This window comes from Nostoc sp. (assembly GCF_036917465.1).
Classification (GTDB): domain Bacteria; phylum Cyanobacteriota; class Cyanobacteriia; order Cyanobacteriales; family Nostocaceae; genus Nostoc.
In genome coordinates, this window is the sequence record NZ_JBALDL010000072.1 from 41,145 (window position 1) to 55,256 (window position 14,112).

At 42.2% G+C, this 14,112-nt stretch carries 16 protein-coding genes; 12 read left to right on the forward strand and 4 right to left on the reverse strand.

Going from position 1 to position 14,112, the window contains the following annotated elements; translation table 11 throughout:
• Window positions 1-132: 132 nt before the first annotated feature.
• Window positions 133-333 carry a hypothetical protein gene (locus V7K38_RS17270; protein ID WP_334859562.1) on the reverse strand — a complete coding sequence of 67 codons (201 nt, stop codon included), beginning with the start codon at window positions 331-333 and terminating at the stop codon, window positions 133-135.
• A gap of 29 nt (window positions 334-362) precedes the next feature.
• Between V7K38_RS17270 and V7K38_RS17275 the strand changes: the two genes are divergently transcribed.
• The gene (locus V7K38_RS17275; RefSeq protein WP_334859565.1) at window positions 363-1,103 is read left to right on the forward strand and encodes an SIMPL domain-containing protein; all 741 of its coding nucleotides are present in this window, start codon (window positions 363-365) and stop codon (window positions 1,101-1,103) included.
• A gap of 77 nt (window positions 1,104-1,180) precedes the next feature.
• On the opposite strand, the gene V7K38_RS17280 is transcribed toward V7K38_RS17275, so the two are convergent.
• Window positions 1,181-1,543, reverse strand: a complete 363-nt coding sequence (locus V7K38_RS17280) for a single-stranded DNA-binding protein (RefSeq protein ID WP_334859567.1) — start codon at window positions 1,541-1,543, stop codon at window positions 1,181-1,183.
• Window positions 1,544-1,906: 363 nt separating this feature from the next.
• Between V7K38_RS17280 and V7K38_RS17285 the strand changes: the two genes are divergently transcribed.
• From V7K38_RS17285 to mreD, 3 genes are all read left to right on the forward strand, one after another.
• Window positions 1,907-2,914 (forward strand): rod shape-determining protein, encoded by a 1,008-nt coding sequence (locus V7K38_RS17285; RefSeq protein WP_334859595.1) that lies wholly within the window; start codon window positions 1,907-1,909, stop codon window positions 2,912-2,914.
• 98 nt (window positions 2,915-3,012) lie between these two features.
• On the forward strand, window positions 3,013-3,822 hold the full coding sequence (mreC, locus tag V7K38_RS17290) for a rod shape-determining protein MreC (RefSeq protein WP_334859569.1): 810 nt from the start codon (window positions 3,013-3,015) through the stop codon (window positions 3,820-3,822).
• A gap of 25 nt (window positions 3,823-3,847) precedes the next feature.
• Window positions 3,848-4,465 (forward strand): rod shape-determining protein MreD, encoded by a 618-nt coding sequence (gene mreD / locus V7K38_RS17295; RefSeq protein WP_334859571.1) that lies wholly within the window; start codon window positions 3,848-3,850, stop codon window positions 4,463-4,465.
• 450 nt (window positions 4,466-4,915) lie between these two features.
• Here the strand turns inward: mreD and msrB are convergent, their stop codons facing one another.
• On the reverse strand, window positions 4,916-5,410 hold the full coding sequence (msrB, locus tag V7K38_RS17300) for a peptide-methionine (R)-S-oxide reductase MsrB (protein ID WP_334859573.1): 495 nt from the start codon (window positions 5,408-5,410) through the stop codon (window positions 4,916-4,918).
• Window positions 5,411-5,531: 121 nt separating this feature from the next.
• Window positions 5,532-5,672 (reverse strand): hypothetical protein, encoded by a 141-nt coding sequence (locus V7K38_RS17305; protein ID WP_334859575.1) that lies wholly within the window; start codon window positions 5,670-5,672, stop codon window positions 5,532-5,534.
• Between the two features lie 145 nt (window positions 5,673-5,817).
• Between V7K38_RS17305 and ssuD the strand changes: the two genes are divergently transcribed.
• From ssuD to V7K38_RS17345, 8 genes are all read left to right on the forward strand, one after another.
• Entirely contained in the window at window positions 5,818-6,978 is a 1,161-nt protein-coding gene (ssuD, locus tag V7K38_RS17310; RefSeq protein WP_334859577.1) for an FMNH2-dependent alkanesulfonate monooxygenase, read from the forward strand.
• A gap of 27 nt (window positions 6,979-7,005) precedes the next feature.
• Window positions 7,006-7,644 carry a beta-class carbonic anhydrase gene (locus tag V7K38_RS17315; protein ID WP_334859579.1) on the forward strand — a complete coding sequence of 213 codons (639 nt, stop codon included), beginning with the start codon at window positions 7,006-7,008 and terminating at the stop codon, window positions 7,642-7,644.
• Entirely contained in the window at window positions 7,641-8,207 is a 567-nt protein-coding gene (ssuE, locus tag V7K38_RS17320; RefSeq protein ID WP_334859581.1) for an NADPH-dependent FMN reductase, read from the forward strand. Before V7K38_RS17315 ends, ssuE begins: the two co-directional genes overlap by 4 nt.
• A gap of 385 nt (window positions 8,208-8,592) precedes the next feature.
• Window positions 8,593-9,906 carry an FAD-binding oxidoreductase gene (locus V7K38_RS17325; RefSeq protein ID WP_334859583.1) on the forward strand — a complete coding sequence of 438 codons (1,314 nt, stop codon included), beginning with the start codon at window positions 8,593-8,595 and terminating at the stop codon, window positions 9,904-9,906.
• A 63-nt stretch (window positions 9,907-9,969) separates the two neighbouring features.
• Complete coding sequence (locus V7K38_RS17330) at window positions 9,970-11,325, forward strand: (Fe-S)-binding protein (RefSeq protein WP_334859585.1); 1,356 nt, start codon at window positions 9,970-9,972, stop codon at window positions 11,323-11,325.
• A gap of 487 nt (window positions 11,326-11,812) precedes the next feature.
• Window positions 11,813-13,117, forward strand: a complete 1,305-nt coding sequence (locus V7K38_RS17335) for a P-loop NTPase fold protein (protein WP_334859587.1) — start codon at window positions 11,813-11,815, stop codon at window positions 13,115-13,117.
• 155 nt (window positions 13,118-13,272) lie between these two features.
• Window positions 13,273-13,542, forward strand: a complete 270-nt coding sequence (locus V7K38_RS17340) for a hypothetical protein (protein ID WP_334859589.1) — start codon at window positions 13,273-13,275, stop codon at window positions 13,540-13,542.
• 15 nt (window positions 13,543-13,557) lie between these two features.
• Window positions 13,558-14,043, forward strand: a complete 486-nt coding sequence (locus V7K38_RS17345) for a hypothetical protein (RefSeq protein WP_334859591.1) — start codon at window positions 13,558-13,560, stop codon at window positions 14,041-14,043.
• Window positions 14,044-14,112: the final 69 nt, after the last annotated feature.

A 14,112-nucleotide genomic window follows, 5' to 3' on the forward strand; every position in this document is an offset into this window, starting at 1 on the left:
TATTGGCAGGTTCAAAAACTTAATTTCTGCCATTCGTCTACTCAATCAAGCGCTATCAGAAAACTTCGTAAGCCTTGCCTACAAACAGTTTAGGAAGTCGTAGTAAGTCAAATTAGGTGAATTAATTTACCATCATGACAAAATCTTTAAAAATTTTCGGGTAATTTTTTTAGTTTCAAAAAATGTAACCATTTCAGCTTTTGGCGATCGCAGTGTCAAAGTAAGAACATACAAATCGGATCTAGCGATCGCACTTAAGTTGTGAAAAACTTGTGGTGACTGGTGACTTTTAACAACCACCAGAAGATTGCTAAATATGCTTATTAAAAACATCTGTGGATACTTTGAGGAGTGCAAATCTTATGACTAGAGCCGCTTTACCCGGTTCACAATTTCCATCTGGAAACTTGTGGAAAATACTGCCTTTAGCAATGCTTTTATGTGCAACTTTTGTACTACCTGCATTGGCGCAAGAAAAAGATAAATTGTGGCGAACCCTTAGTGTCAGTGGTCGGGGAGTTGAAACGATTCCTACAACCCTGGCGCAAGTCAGCTTAGGAGTAGAGATTCAGGGAAAAACAGCAGAGGAGGTACAGCAAGAAGCCGCCCGGAAGTCATCGGCTGTAGTTGCGTTCCTCAAGAGCCAAAATGTCGAAAAATTACAAACTACTGGTATCCGCCTGAATCCAGTTTATAGCTACACCAATAATGTGCAGCGAATTACAGGCTATGCTGCCAATAACACCGTGAGCTTTAGAATTCCTACTGAAAAAGCTGGGACATTATTGGATGATGCAGTGAAAGCGGGTGCAACACAAATTAATGGTATTAGTTTTGTTGCGAATGATGAAGCGATCGCAACTGCTCAAAAACAAGCATTAAAGGAAGCCACCCAAGATGCCCAGCAGCAAGCCGACGCTGTTTTCAGTGCCTTGGGTTTCAAACCCAAAGAAATAGTCAGCATTCAAGTTAATAATGCAACTCCGCCTCCACCACCCATGTTTTTACGGGCTGAGGCTGCAAAGCTAGCTGATTCTTCCACTCCTGTCGTTGGTGGTGAACAGGAAGTAGAAGCATCGGTAACGTTGCAAATTAGTTATTAGTTATTTGTCATTTGTCATTAGTCCTTTGTCATTTGTGAAGACAAAGGACTAATAATCAATTCTCAATGCCCAATTAATTAAAAATGTTCTGGAGACATATCTCCCGTTCTATCGTCTCCATCTTGCTTAGAACCCAATAAGTCCAGTTGATCTACTAGAATAACTGGTTTAGAACGGCTTACTCCTGTTTGGCGATCGCTCCATGTGTCAAACTTTAAGGAACCTTTAACGGCAATTTGCTTACCTTTATGCGCATAATTTTTTGCGAACTCTGCTGTCTTTCCCCATATTTCCAACTCGAACCAGTCTGGTTGATCGCTATTACGGGATCTCCGCTTGACAGCTAGTGTTAATTTACATACAACCTTGCCAGAATCAAAATATTTTATATCTGGGTCGCCGCCTACACGACCAACAAGGGTGACAACATTTATACTCATACGTATTACCTTTGAGTACAGGTGTACTCGTGAATTCTGACTTTTATCATAGCGAATTGTGAAACACTTGAAAATAATGTGTTAAACAGTTAACAATATAATTGACTTGAAAAATTATACATAACTAATTGGAGAAACACATAAAAGTATACGGATATACTAAGCAAACCAGAGAATATCAAAACATAGATCCCTGAGACATCGTAAATATTCCTGGGAATCATATAAAAAAATAGTTTAGTTTACTGAACTTAGGATACAAACATAATCGAATCTACTCTTACCGTTGTAGTCAAGAAGTATCGTACATAGGGGGCTTATAGAGGCGTGGGTATTTTTAGGAACTTTCGCACATCATTGGATATGGGTATCGACCTCGGTACTGCTAACACCCTGGTTTATGTATCTGGTAAAGGGATTGTACTGCAAGAGCCTTCTGTAGTTGCTATCGATGTCAACGAAAAGGTAGCCCTAGCAGTAGGAGAAGAAGCCAAAAAAATGCTCGGCCGCACACCTGGAAATGTGATTGCCCTCCGCCCCTTGCGCGATGGTGTAATTGCTGATTTCGATATAGCCGAGTTGATGCTGAAAAGCTTTATTCAGCGTGTAAATGAAGGCAGATCTCTAATTTTACCCCGAATTGTCATTGGCATTCCCAGTGGTGTCACGGGTGTAGAAAGGCGGGCTGTGATGGATGCGGCTCACCAAGCAGGAGCAAGAAAAGTCTATTTAATCGATGAACCCGTAGCAGCGGCCATTGGTGCAGGACTACCGGTTGCCGAACCCACAGGTAACATGATTATTGATATTGGTGGTGGTACAACAGAAGTCGCAGTGCTGAGTCTTCAGGGTACGGTAATCAGCGAATCAGTACGCATTGCTGGGGATGAACTGACTGATTCAATCATTCAGTATATTAAGAAAGTTCATAACTTAGTCATTGGTGAACGCACTGCCGAAGACATCAAGATTCGCCTTGGTTCTGCTTATCCTACCCATGATGATAATGATGCGATGATGGAAATCCGAGGTTTACACCTGCTTTCTGGTCTACCGCGAACTGTAACCATCAAAGGCCCAGAAATCCGTGAAAGCATGTTGGAACCGCTATCAGTAATTATAGAAGCTGTGAAGCGGACACTGGAACGTACACCTCCAGAACTAGCAGCAGACATTATTGACAGAGGTATCATGTTAGCTGGTGGTGGTGCTTTGCTCAAAGGCATAGATACTTTAATTAGCCATGAAACCGGGATTGTAACCCATATTGCCGCCGACCCTCTCTGTTGTGTTGTGCTGGGAACAGGTCGGGTGTTAGAGAACTTCAAACAGTTAGAACGGGTTGTTACAGAAAGCTCTCGCAATATGTAACAAAAAAATATCATACTTGAGTTCTATTTGAGTTCTATTTGGGTTCTATATAAAGAGAATCCAAATAGAACTTAATTGTGTAAGTAGATAAGGTATATATGGTTACAATACGGCGTTGGTGGGATCGTAAAGGGTTACAAATCGGGTTGTTAGCTCTAGTAGTTGGTAGTGCTTACATATTGCGACAGACTCAAGGTGAATTGGTGCTTGAGACATATCAGGCAATTACCCGTCCGTTAGAGATGTTACAGTCGGGGCCAACTCCAGAAGAACGGATTAGAGATGCCCGGATATTGGAATTGGAAACCCGGATAGTAGATTTGGAAAGTCAAAAGACAAAGCTACAAGATTTATTAGGCTATGTAGAAAAAGAGCCTCTGGCATCACGGCCAGTTCCAGCCCGGGTGATAGGACGTAGTGCTGACCAGTGGTGGCAACAAGTTACTCTGAATCGCGGCGCGAATGCAGGGATTCAGGAAGGCTTCATAGTCAAGGCAGATGGCGGACTAGTGGGTTTGGTGGAAAGTGTAACTCCTAATACTAGCCGAGTATTATTAATCAGTGACCTCAAAAGTCAAGTGGGTGTATCAATTAGTCGTACGGCAGCTAAAGGCGTTTTGCGAGGAGATTCTTCTGCTGAAGCTGTGCTGGAGTTTTATGAAAAAGTTCCAAATGTTAAGGTAGGAGATTTAGTTTCCACGTCTACTTATAGTCAGAAATTTCCATCTGGCTTGGCAGTAGGACGAATTAAGTCCCTCGATTTAAAGAAACTTCCGGCATCAGTGGCAAAAATTGAGCTTTTTCCGCCAATCCGCTCTCTTGATTGGGTAACAGTTTATCCAAAGCCAGAAAACCAAGAGTTAGAAAACGAAAAGCCGGCAAATCAATTACCGCAAAAGTCTAAGTAAATTCTTCCAGAAAATCTATAGAAAAATGAAGATTCCTGCATTTGGTGCTAGCAGGCAGAAAAAGCCAAAATCGTCGGGGCGAAAATCTAAGTTTCAAATCCAGCCGCTTTCTCGTTGGCATCCCGGTGTCCGAAAGTTGTTCGGGTGGATGGTGACGGCTAGTTCTGTACTGTTATGTTTACTATTATTGCCAACCCGCCTGCCAGGTATGGAATTATTGGGAATTGGCCCTAACTGGCTGTTAATTTGGGTGGTAGCTTGGAGTGTAAAGCGTACAGTATTTGCCGGAGCCTTGGCAGGTATAGTTCTGGGGCTACTTCAAGATTCAATGACATCACCTAACCCTACTCATGCCATCAGTTTAGGGATAGTGGGAATTTTAACTTGTCTGCTCCAAAAACAGCGTTTTATTGAAGAAGATTTTATTTCAATTGCTGTAATTGTCTTTGTGATGGCAGTTTTGGCAGAAACTATCTTTGGGTTGCAATTAACTTTGATAGGGAATGAGCGCAAACTAACAGATATTTGGACATATTACCAGCGTGTCGCCCTAGCCTCTGCCATTCTTAGTAGTCTGTGGGCACCTGTGGTCTATTATCCCCTCAATCGTTGGTGGCAACGGATGAAATTGTTGGAGCAATAGTCAAACAATTTTGGATATTAAATTTTGGATTGACTCTGATAATCAAACAACATCGTATTATAGTAGTTAGTGGCATTTATGTTTGACGCTTTCTTTTTTGCCTTCAAATAATATCAAGTAAGTCATATCCTGATTTTTTGACAGCAGAATGTGGAGGCTTTCACTAAGTAACCTAGTTGGAGAACGCTGATGTCGAAGGAAAGAAAAAGTAATAAAGAAGTTAAAAAACCTAAAAAAGATCCCAAAGACAAAAAGGAGAAAAACAGCCCAAGCAAATAGGATGATTTAGGTAAATAGCTTTAGCGAAGACCAAGAGTTGTATTTTTTTAATTGGCAATATCTCGTCCATGAGCATTGAGGAAGAGAAGTTATTGTCAACAATCTATTCACCCTTGGTCAAGCCTCAAAATTTGATAAATTAGGTTAGCGCGTGCATATCTCTACGACGTATTAGGCAGGGGTAAACTTCAACGAAACCCCGTTCATGCAGTAGCGTTTGCCAGTGGGTGCAGGGCCGTCATCAAAAACATGACCTAGATGACCACCACAGCGACTACAATGTACTTCAGTTCTGCTCATAAACAACGACTTATCTACAGTAAAAGCGATCGCACCTTCAATCGGTTTAAAAAAGCTAGGCCAGCCAGTACCACTGTTAAATTTGGTATCAGAGGTAAATAGTGGTAGTTCACACGCAGCACAATAATAAGTACCATTGTCGTATTCCTTATCCAATGGGCTGGTGTGAGGGCGTTCAGTCCCGTGTTTACGCAATACATTAAACTGTTCTGGCGTTAAAATTGTACTCCACTCTTGTTCTGGTTTGGTAATTTCAAATCCACTCTTAGAAGTTGTCATCGCTTTTGACTCCCAATTGATATACTTTGATAACAATGCTGTGCCGACTATTACTGCACTAGCCTGAAAAAAATAGCGTTTGTCCATATATCTATTATTTTCTATTTTCCGGTTAACTGGACAATCAACTCCAGTACGGAATTCCCTACATTAATCACTATAATCAGCGATCGCTCTGAATTAGCCCTGATAGACTGATTAAAATTAGCTAAGAAACAACAAATTGGGTAATCATTGGAAGTCGGCGGCAAACTCCATTCCCTTGTGGGTGGAGAAGAATAGCCGCCGCATTGAGCATTGGTAGCTCTTCCCTATGCCCAATTTTTGCGATCGCGATCTTATTGAACACTGTTTAATATACATTGGTCTGATAGGAATACCGGAGTTTCTAAAAAAACTTCTTGCGGGCTTTTGTAGAATATGTGATACTCTAAATCTATAAAAATAAAGCACGGTATTTCTATCGTTTTACCGTATTTAAAAGGACAGGATTCATGCAGCTACTATGGTTCATCCCAACCCACGGCGACGGACGTTACCTTGCAACTGCTACAGGCGGTAGGGCAGTAAGGTTTCCTTATCTGCGGCAGATAGCCCAAGCGGTGGATGACCTTGGTTATACAGGGGCATTACTGCCCACAGGACGTTCTTGTGAAGATGCTTGGATAGTAGCGTCAACGCTGGTATCGCTGACGCGACAGATGCGTTTTTTGGTAGCGATTCGTCCCGGCTTGGTATCCCCTGGAGTGGCAGCACGGATGGCGGCAACTTTCGATCGCCTCTCTGGAGGACGCTTGCTGATTAATGTCGTGACAGGAGGCGATCCTGTAGAGTTGGCAGGAGATGGCTTGCATTTGGATCACGATCAGCGCTATGAATTAACAGATGAATTTTTGACAGTATGGCGAGCGATCGCTAGTGGAGAACAAGCCAATCTTCAGGGCGATTATCTCAATATTCAAGATGGTAAGCTGCTGTTTCCACCTGTTCAGAAGCCATATCCACCCTTGTGGTTTGGTGGTTCCTCTGCCGTTGCTCAAAAAATTGCTGCCAAGCACATAGATGTCTATCTAACTTGGGGTGAACCACCGGCGCAAGTAGCCGAGAAGATTGCATCAGTTCGCAGACTTGCAGAAGTAGAAGGCCGGACTTTGCGGTTTGGGATTCGTTTACATGTGATTGTGCGCGAAACCGAGAGTGCAGCTTGGGATGCAGCCAATGATTTGATTAAATATGTAGATGACGAAGCGATCGCTAAAGCTCAAAAAGCTTATGCGCGGATGGATTCAGTTGGGCAACAACGGATGACTCAATTACACCACGGCAATCGTGAAGCATTAGAGATTAGCCCGAACCTGTGGGCAGGAGTCGGTTTGGTACGGGGTGGTGCGGGAACAGCCTTAGTAGGAGATCCTCAAACTGTAGCGGCCAGGATATTGGAATATGCAGATTTGGGTATTGAGTCCTTTATCCTCTCTGGCTATCCCCACCTAGAAGAAGCTTATCGAGTTGCAGAACTTCTATTTCCCCATTTGCCCTTAGAGAATCTGCCGACAGTGGAGAAGCAACATGTCTTGAGTCCATTTGGCGAAATTGTGGCAAATGAAGATTTCCCTAAGCAACAGCATCAAGAAAGGGCAACGTCCATATCCTAGTAATTAAGAACTAGAAAATTACCAGCCATGTTGCACCAACAAATTGACCAAAAAATCTCAGAAAAAGAAGCGTGGGCATTGCGTCGTCAGTTGGGGATACCTAACAATAAACGCTTGTGGGTGTTGGCGTGTATGGATGAGCGATTACCAATAGAAAAAGTATTGGGAATTGGTGAGGGAGATGCTCATATTTTCCGTAATGCTGGAGGGTTAGTTACGGATGATGCTATTCGGTCAGCGATGTTAACTACACAGTTTTTTGGCACAAAAGAAATCATCGTTATTAATCATACTGAATGTGGCATGATGACAGCATCAGGAGACTTTGTCAGTGAGGTATTGCGAAATCAAGGTATTGATGTGGATCAAGTTAGTGTCGATCCTGCTTTACCAGAATTAAAGCTACCAAAAGGCGTTTTTTCCAAATGGATTAAAACCTTTACCGATGTAGATGAAATCTGCACACAGCAGGTTGAATTGCTGCGTAATTCTGCTCTAATTCCCCAAGATGTGGTTATTCATGGCTACATCTGGGAAGTGGAAAGTATGAGTTTGCGCCGTCCCTACAAACGTCTCAGTGAGAAAGTTAACACCGCAGAAGCGATGAAGACTAAAACCACAAAACATACTCAACCCGTTTTAGAAATTGGGAGTTTAATTGAATGACAACTATTTTAGCGATCGCAGGTAGTCCAACCCATCCATCTAGAACTTATGGTGTTATTGAATACACCGCCAAGCTTTTACAACAAGAAGGCTTGCATGTAGACATTATTTCAGTTCGGGATTTGCCTGCTGAAGATTTAGTTTTTGGACGATACGACAGCCCTGCTTTGGAACAACCAAAAGCTTTATTAGCAAAGGCAGATGGTGTGATTATTGCCACCCCAATCTACAAAGCTGCTTACACAGGAGTCCTGAAAACATTTCTAGATTTGCTCCCACAAAAATCATTCACAGGTAAACCTATATTACCGATCGCCCTTGGTGGAACGATCGCTCATTTATTGGCAATTGAATATGCTCTGAAACCTGTATTATCGGAATTAGGAGCGCGGCATATCCTAGCTACTGTTTATGCAGTAGATAAACAAATTCAACGACAAGCTGATAACAGCGTTGTCTTAGATGAGGAAATTGACCAAAGACTCAAAGACGTTCTCAATGAATTTGTTAAAGCTGTAGCTTATGATGCCGCCGCGCCCCAAGAATTAATTCATGCCAATTAAATAATTAAGTTTATACCTCCGTTTGTTTGTAGCAGAGTGGTAAAAATTACCCTTCTGCTACTTTCTTTTTTCTAAAAGTTAATCAAAGTAACATCAAATTATTTTATTAGAGCTTACACAAAAAATATCCCCAATCTTGGTTTTCCGGTAGGAGCAATTCATGAATTGCCCCTACCGCGTGTAGTTTTGTGTAAGTCCTATTTATATGGCAATACAGTTTAGATAAGACCAAAACACTTGTAGATACGGCGATTTATCGCGTCTCTCGAAAACCCAAAATTTTTACCAGTAGCCCTTAACTGAACCGTATTGATTTATATGGCAATGCGCTTTTTTGGTCAGGTTAACCAGTAAATTAGATGTAGGGCGTAAAAAAATAAACTCAATGAAAGCGATGTCTAACGACAGGCCGGAAGGCGTGTGCGCTACTGATTTTGCATCTATTATCGGCGAAGAAAATGCTGTTTGCCTTTGGGAAAATATCGAAATAGTCCAGCAAAACCGTATCCAACAGGCTATAACTTCTGGAAAATCTCCCAGTTGTATCGTCTATCCCCATAGCCAACAACAATTAGCCGCAGTTATCGCCAAAGCTCACAGTCACAACTGGCGCGTCCTCCCCTGTGGTAATGGCAGTAAACTTAGCTGGGGTGGTTTAGCTAAGGGCGTTGATGTCGTAGTTAGTACAGAACGCATCAAGCAACTGATTGAACATGCTGTTGGCGATTTAACTGTCACAGTAGAAGCTGGAATGAAGTTCTCGGTTCTCCAAGCACTTTTGGCAAAATCGCGGCAATTTCTTGCCCTTGACCCCGCAGCACCGGAATCAGCAACCATTGGCGGTATTGTCGCCACGGGTGATACAGGTTCTCTGCGACAACGTTATGGTAGTGTGCGCGACCAGTTACTAGGTATTACCTTTGTCCGTGCTGATGGAGAAATCGCCAAAGCTGGGGGAAGAGTAGTTAAAAATGTTGCTGGATATGACTTAATGAAGTTGCTTACTGGGTCTTACGGCACATTAGGCTTTATTAGTCAACTAACTTTTCGCCTGTATCCGCTATCGGAGGCATCGGGAACGGTGGTACTAACTGGTAATGCTGAGGCTGTATCTCAAGCGGCTGATATCCTTCGAGGTTCGGCTTTAACACCAGTTCAGGCTGATTTGCTATCAACTAAATTGGTGTCCAGCTTAGGTTTGGGTGAAGGGCTAGGATTAATTGCCCGCTTTCAAAGTATTAGTGAGAGTGTTAAGGAACAGTCAAACCGAGTTTTGGAAGTTGGGCAAAAGTTAGGTTTAGATGGGGCAATTTTTACCGATGGTGATGAGGCTAGTCTATGGCAGAGATTGCAAGAACGAATACATACTAATGCTACAGAATCTGTAATTACCTGCAAAATAGGAGTGTTACCTACTGCTGCTGTGGAGATTTTGACTCAGGTGGAGTTGGGTTTAATTCATATAAGTAGTGGTTTAGGTTTGTTACAATTAGAGAGTAAAAATCAAGTTTTGAAGGTGCGCGATTCTACTCAAGCTAATAGAGGTTTTTTAACAATTTTGTCAGCACCAATGGCGGTTAAAGAACAAATAGATGTTTGGGGTTATACGGGAAATGCTTTGCCGTTGATGCGCCGTATTAAGGAACAGTTTGATAGTAAGAAGATTTTAAGTCCTGGTCGGTTTGTGGGTGGAATTTAGTTTTAATAGAACGAACCGCCAAGAACGCCAAGAACGCCAAGGAAGAGGGGAAAAGAATTAATTATGCAGGTTTCAGAAAATTCTGTTAATAATACGGCTAGTTTAAAGAATTTGAAGGGGTTTGATGAGAGTCATCCGCCTGACCCGAAGTTGATTGATAGTTGTGTACATTGTGGATTTTGTCTCTCGACTTGTCCGAGTTATCGGGTGCTTGGTAAGGAGATGGATTCACCTAGAGGACGCATCTATTTAATGGATGCAATTAATGAGGGTGAGATTGCTTTAAATACGGCAACTGTAGAACATTTTGATTCTTGTTTGGGATGTCTTGCTTGTGTAAGCACTTGTCCTTCTGGGGTGCAGTATGATAAGTTGATTTCTGCAACTCGTCACCAAGTTGAACGGAATTATCCCCGCAGTTTGCCAGATAAATTTATTCGGAAACTAATATTTTCTTTGTTTCCCTATCCCAATCTTTTACGAGTTTTATTAGTTCCGTTGTTGGTTTATCAAAAGTTGGGGTTTGCTAAATTCTTTCGCGCTACAGGTTTACTCAATAAAGTATCGCCTCGTTTGGCAGCGATGGAATCTATTTTGCCAGAAATTACTCTCAAATCTTTTCAAGATAATCTGCCTAGTGTGATTCCTGCTAAAGGTGAGAAGCGCTATCGAGTCGGGGTAATTTTGGGTTGTGTGCAACGGCTGTTTTTCTCTCCCGTGAATGAAGCAACGGTGCGGGTTTTAACAGCGAATGGTTGTGAAGTTGTGATTCCCAAATCTCAAGGTTGTTGTGCAGCGCTTCCTGAACACCAAGGGCAAACAGAACAGGCGAAAGCTTTAGCAAGGCAGATGATTGATAGTTTTGCCAAGACTGATGTAGATTTTGTGATTATCAATGCTGCTGGTTGTGGTCATACTTTAAAAGAATACGGTCACATTTTAGAAAATGACCCTGAATATCGGCAAAAGGCGAAGGATTTTGCCGCTAAAGTTAAAGATGCTCAAGAATTTTTGGCAACTGTTGGGTTAACTGCCAAACTTTCACCGCTAACTGATAAACCTTTGAATTTAGTTTATCAAGATGCTTGTCATTTATTGCATGGTCAAAAGATTAGCGTCCAACCGCGTCAGGTGTTGCGACAAATTCCAGGGGTGAAGTTGAGAGAACCAATAGATGCGGCTTTATGTTGTGGTAGCGCTGGGGTTTATAATATGCTACAACCAGAAGTTGCTGAAGAATTGGGTCGGCAAAAAGTGCAGAATTTGTTGAATACTGGTGCTGAGTTAATTGCTTCTGCTAATCCGGGGTGTACTTTGCAAATTACGAAGCATTTGCAGTTGCAAGGTAAGAAGATTTCAGTTATTCACCCGATGGAGTTGTTAGATTATTCGATTCGGGGTGAAAAGTTAAAATTGTAGACATTTTTTGTAGCTTGGACATTTTGTTATTGATTTTAAAGCAAACAGCCAAAGCTACGTTTTTACTCCCCTCCTCGCTTGCCTACGGTGTACACACAAGTCGAATTACCCCCCTTTCCAAGGGGGAAACAAGAAATCCAGTTCCCTCCCCTTTGTAAGGCTGCCGTGTATACACAAGTCCTATTACCCCCCTTAATCCCCCCTTATAAAGGGGGGAAACAGAAAAAATGTTGTTCCCTCCCCTTGTAAAGGGGAGGGTTAGGGTGGGGTAAAACCTTGGTTAATCAGCTATTTCAGCTATGATAATGTTGGGTTGAAGAAGGAAACCCAACAACCTACGCCAGTTTTAGTTTTTAGCCATAACTTAACCATATCGGGACGTAAATAATCAGTCATTCTAAAAAAGGTTTTTCCGAAATAGCCGCTTTATCGTCTGTATAATCACTGAAATGGGCAAGAGTGTCAGCCTAATTTCAGGTTATTTGTGATGAAACTAGATTTAGTCAGGTTTTTTCAAGCTTGCAACCCCAGCAAAACTCTGATTGTAAGCAAACCAGAGGATAGACAATATTATATTGATTTCTCTAAAGTGCGTGGTGCCAAGATTATTGAAGAACTTGGGCGAACTATCACCCGCCTTGCACCAGAACAATCTACCTGTCAATTATTTACCGGACATATCGGCTGTGGCAAATCGACTGAGTTACTGCGGCTAAAAGCAGAGTTAGAACAGCAGGAATTTCATGTGGTTTATTTCGAGTCTAGCCAAAGTCTGGATATGGCTGATATTGATGTTACAGATATTTTACTGGCGGTAGCTCGTGAGGTGAGTCAAAGTCTAGAAGCAATCAAAATTAACCTTAAACCAGGATACTTTAAAAATCTATTTACTGAAATCTCAGAGTTTTTGCAAACGCCGCTAGATATTGGCGTTGAGGCTGAATTATCTGTAGGTATTGCCAAAATTACTGCCAAAACTAAAGATAGTCCCAAACTTCGCGGTCAGTTACGGCAATATTTAGAACCGCGCACCAATGGCATTTTAGAATCAATTAACAAAGAATTGCTCAAGCCTGCTAGAGAAAAACTCAAGCAGCAAGGTAAAAAAGGACTGGTGGTAATTATAGATAATCTCGACAGAGTGGATAATTCTTTGAAGCCTTCGGGTTATTACCAGCCAGAATATCTTTTTGTGGAACGCGGTGAACAGTTAAACCAGCTAAATTATCATGTTGTTTATACCATTCCCCTAGTGTTGATTTTTTCTAATGCTTTAGGAAGGTTAACAAATCGCTTTGGCGTAGACCCCAAAGTTTTGCCGATGGTTCCTGTGCAGTTACAAGATGGTTCGCAATTTTTACAAGGAATCACGCTGCTGCAACAGATGGTTATGGCGAGGGCTTTTCCTGGTGTCAGTTGGGAACAAAGCCGGCATTTAATTACTGAGGTTTTTGATAGTCCTGATACTTTAGAGCGACTTTGCCGAGTTAGCGGCGGTCATTTGCGTAATTTGTTGATGCTGTTGTTTCGCTGTCTTCAGCAAGAAGACCCACCTTTGTCGCGGGAGTGTGTGGATAGAGTGATTAAACAACGCCGCAATGAGCTAACTTTGGCAATTACGCCCGATGAATGGGAATTACTGCGTGAGGTGGCGCAAGAGAAAAACTTAAGAGGTCATGAAAGATACGACCTTCTGCTCCGTAGTATGTTTGTATTTGAATACCGAAATGAGGATGGTTCTTGGTTTGATGTCAATCCGATTTTGGCTGAAGCCAGGGAATTTAGGTTATGAATCAATACGCTTGGGTTCAAGGTCGTGAAACTCAACAAATCACCGAAAATGTTGGGTTTCGTTCGTCAACACAACCTACACAGTTTATGGTCTTTGACTTAACATAGCTTGAACTGGTCGCGCCGACTTACTTATCAGGTATTTTGTGAAATGGTATGACGTTAAGCATCTTAGTGGTGACGGGAGCGGTTCCAGGGTTGACGGGAGTGGTTCCAGGGTTGACGGGAGTGGCTCCAGGGTTGACGGGAGTGGCTCCAGGGTTAACGGGAGTGGCTCCAGGGTTGACGGGAGTGGCTCCAGGATTGACGGGAGTGGCTCCAGGATTGACGGGAGTGGCTCCAGGGTTAACGGGAGTCGCTCCAGGGTTGACGGGAGCGGCTCCAGGGTTGACGGGAGCGGTATTACACCAATTCTCTGTGAATTAGCTACTTATTTATATTATGAGTAATCAGCAAGAAGCAGGAAATTTACCCTTTGACAATGAGCATTCATTGCAAACTTTAGTGCGAACAATTAGGCTTTCTCAGGGAGAATTTTCGCTGATTTTGCTGCGCTGTAATTATGCTGCTTTAGGTCAGCAGATGGTAGAACGTCTGCACCAATTATCTCCTGTACGCATTCATGAAATTACTTTAACTGCATCAGTTAAAACGCTTTACACAAATATTCGTGAACAATTAGGAGATGAACAGCCACCAGTATTGATGATTTTTGGTTTGGAGTCTGTTAAAGATATTGATACAGTTCTGACTTCAGCTAACCAAGTACGGGAAGAGTTTAAAAAGAATTTTCCGTTTCCGATATTGTTGTGGGTTAATGATTCAGTTTTGCAAAAGTTTATTCGATTAGCAACTGATTTAGAAAATTGGGCAACTATTATTGAGTTTGAAAACCCTACTGAGTATCCGCTCGGTAAATCGGGGTAGAACTAAAAAATCAGAATGTAAAATGGTACACAGTGCGTTATAAAATATGACACATGACGCAAATATCAT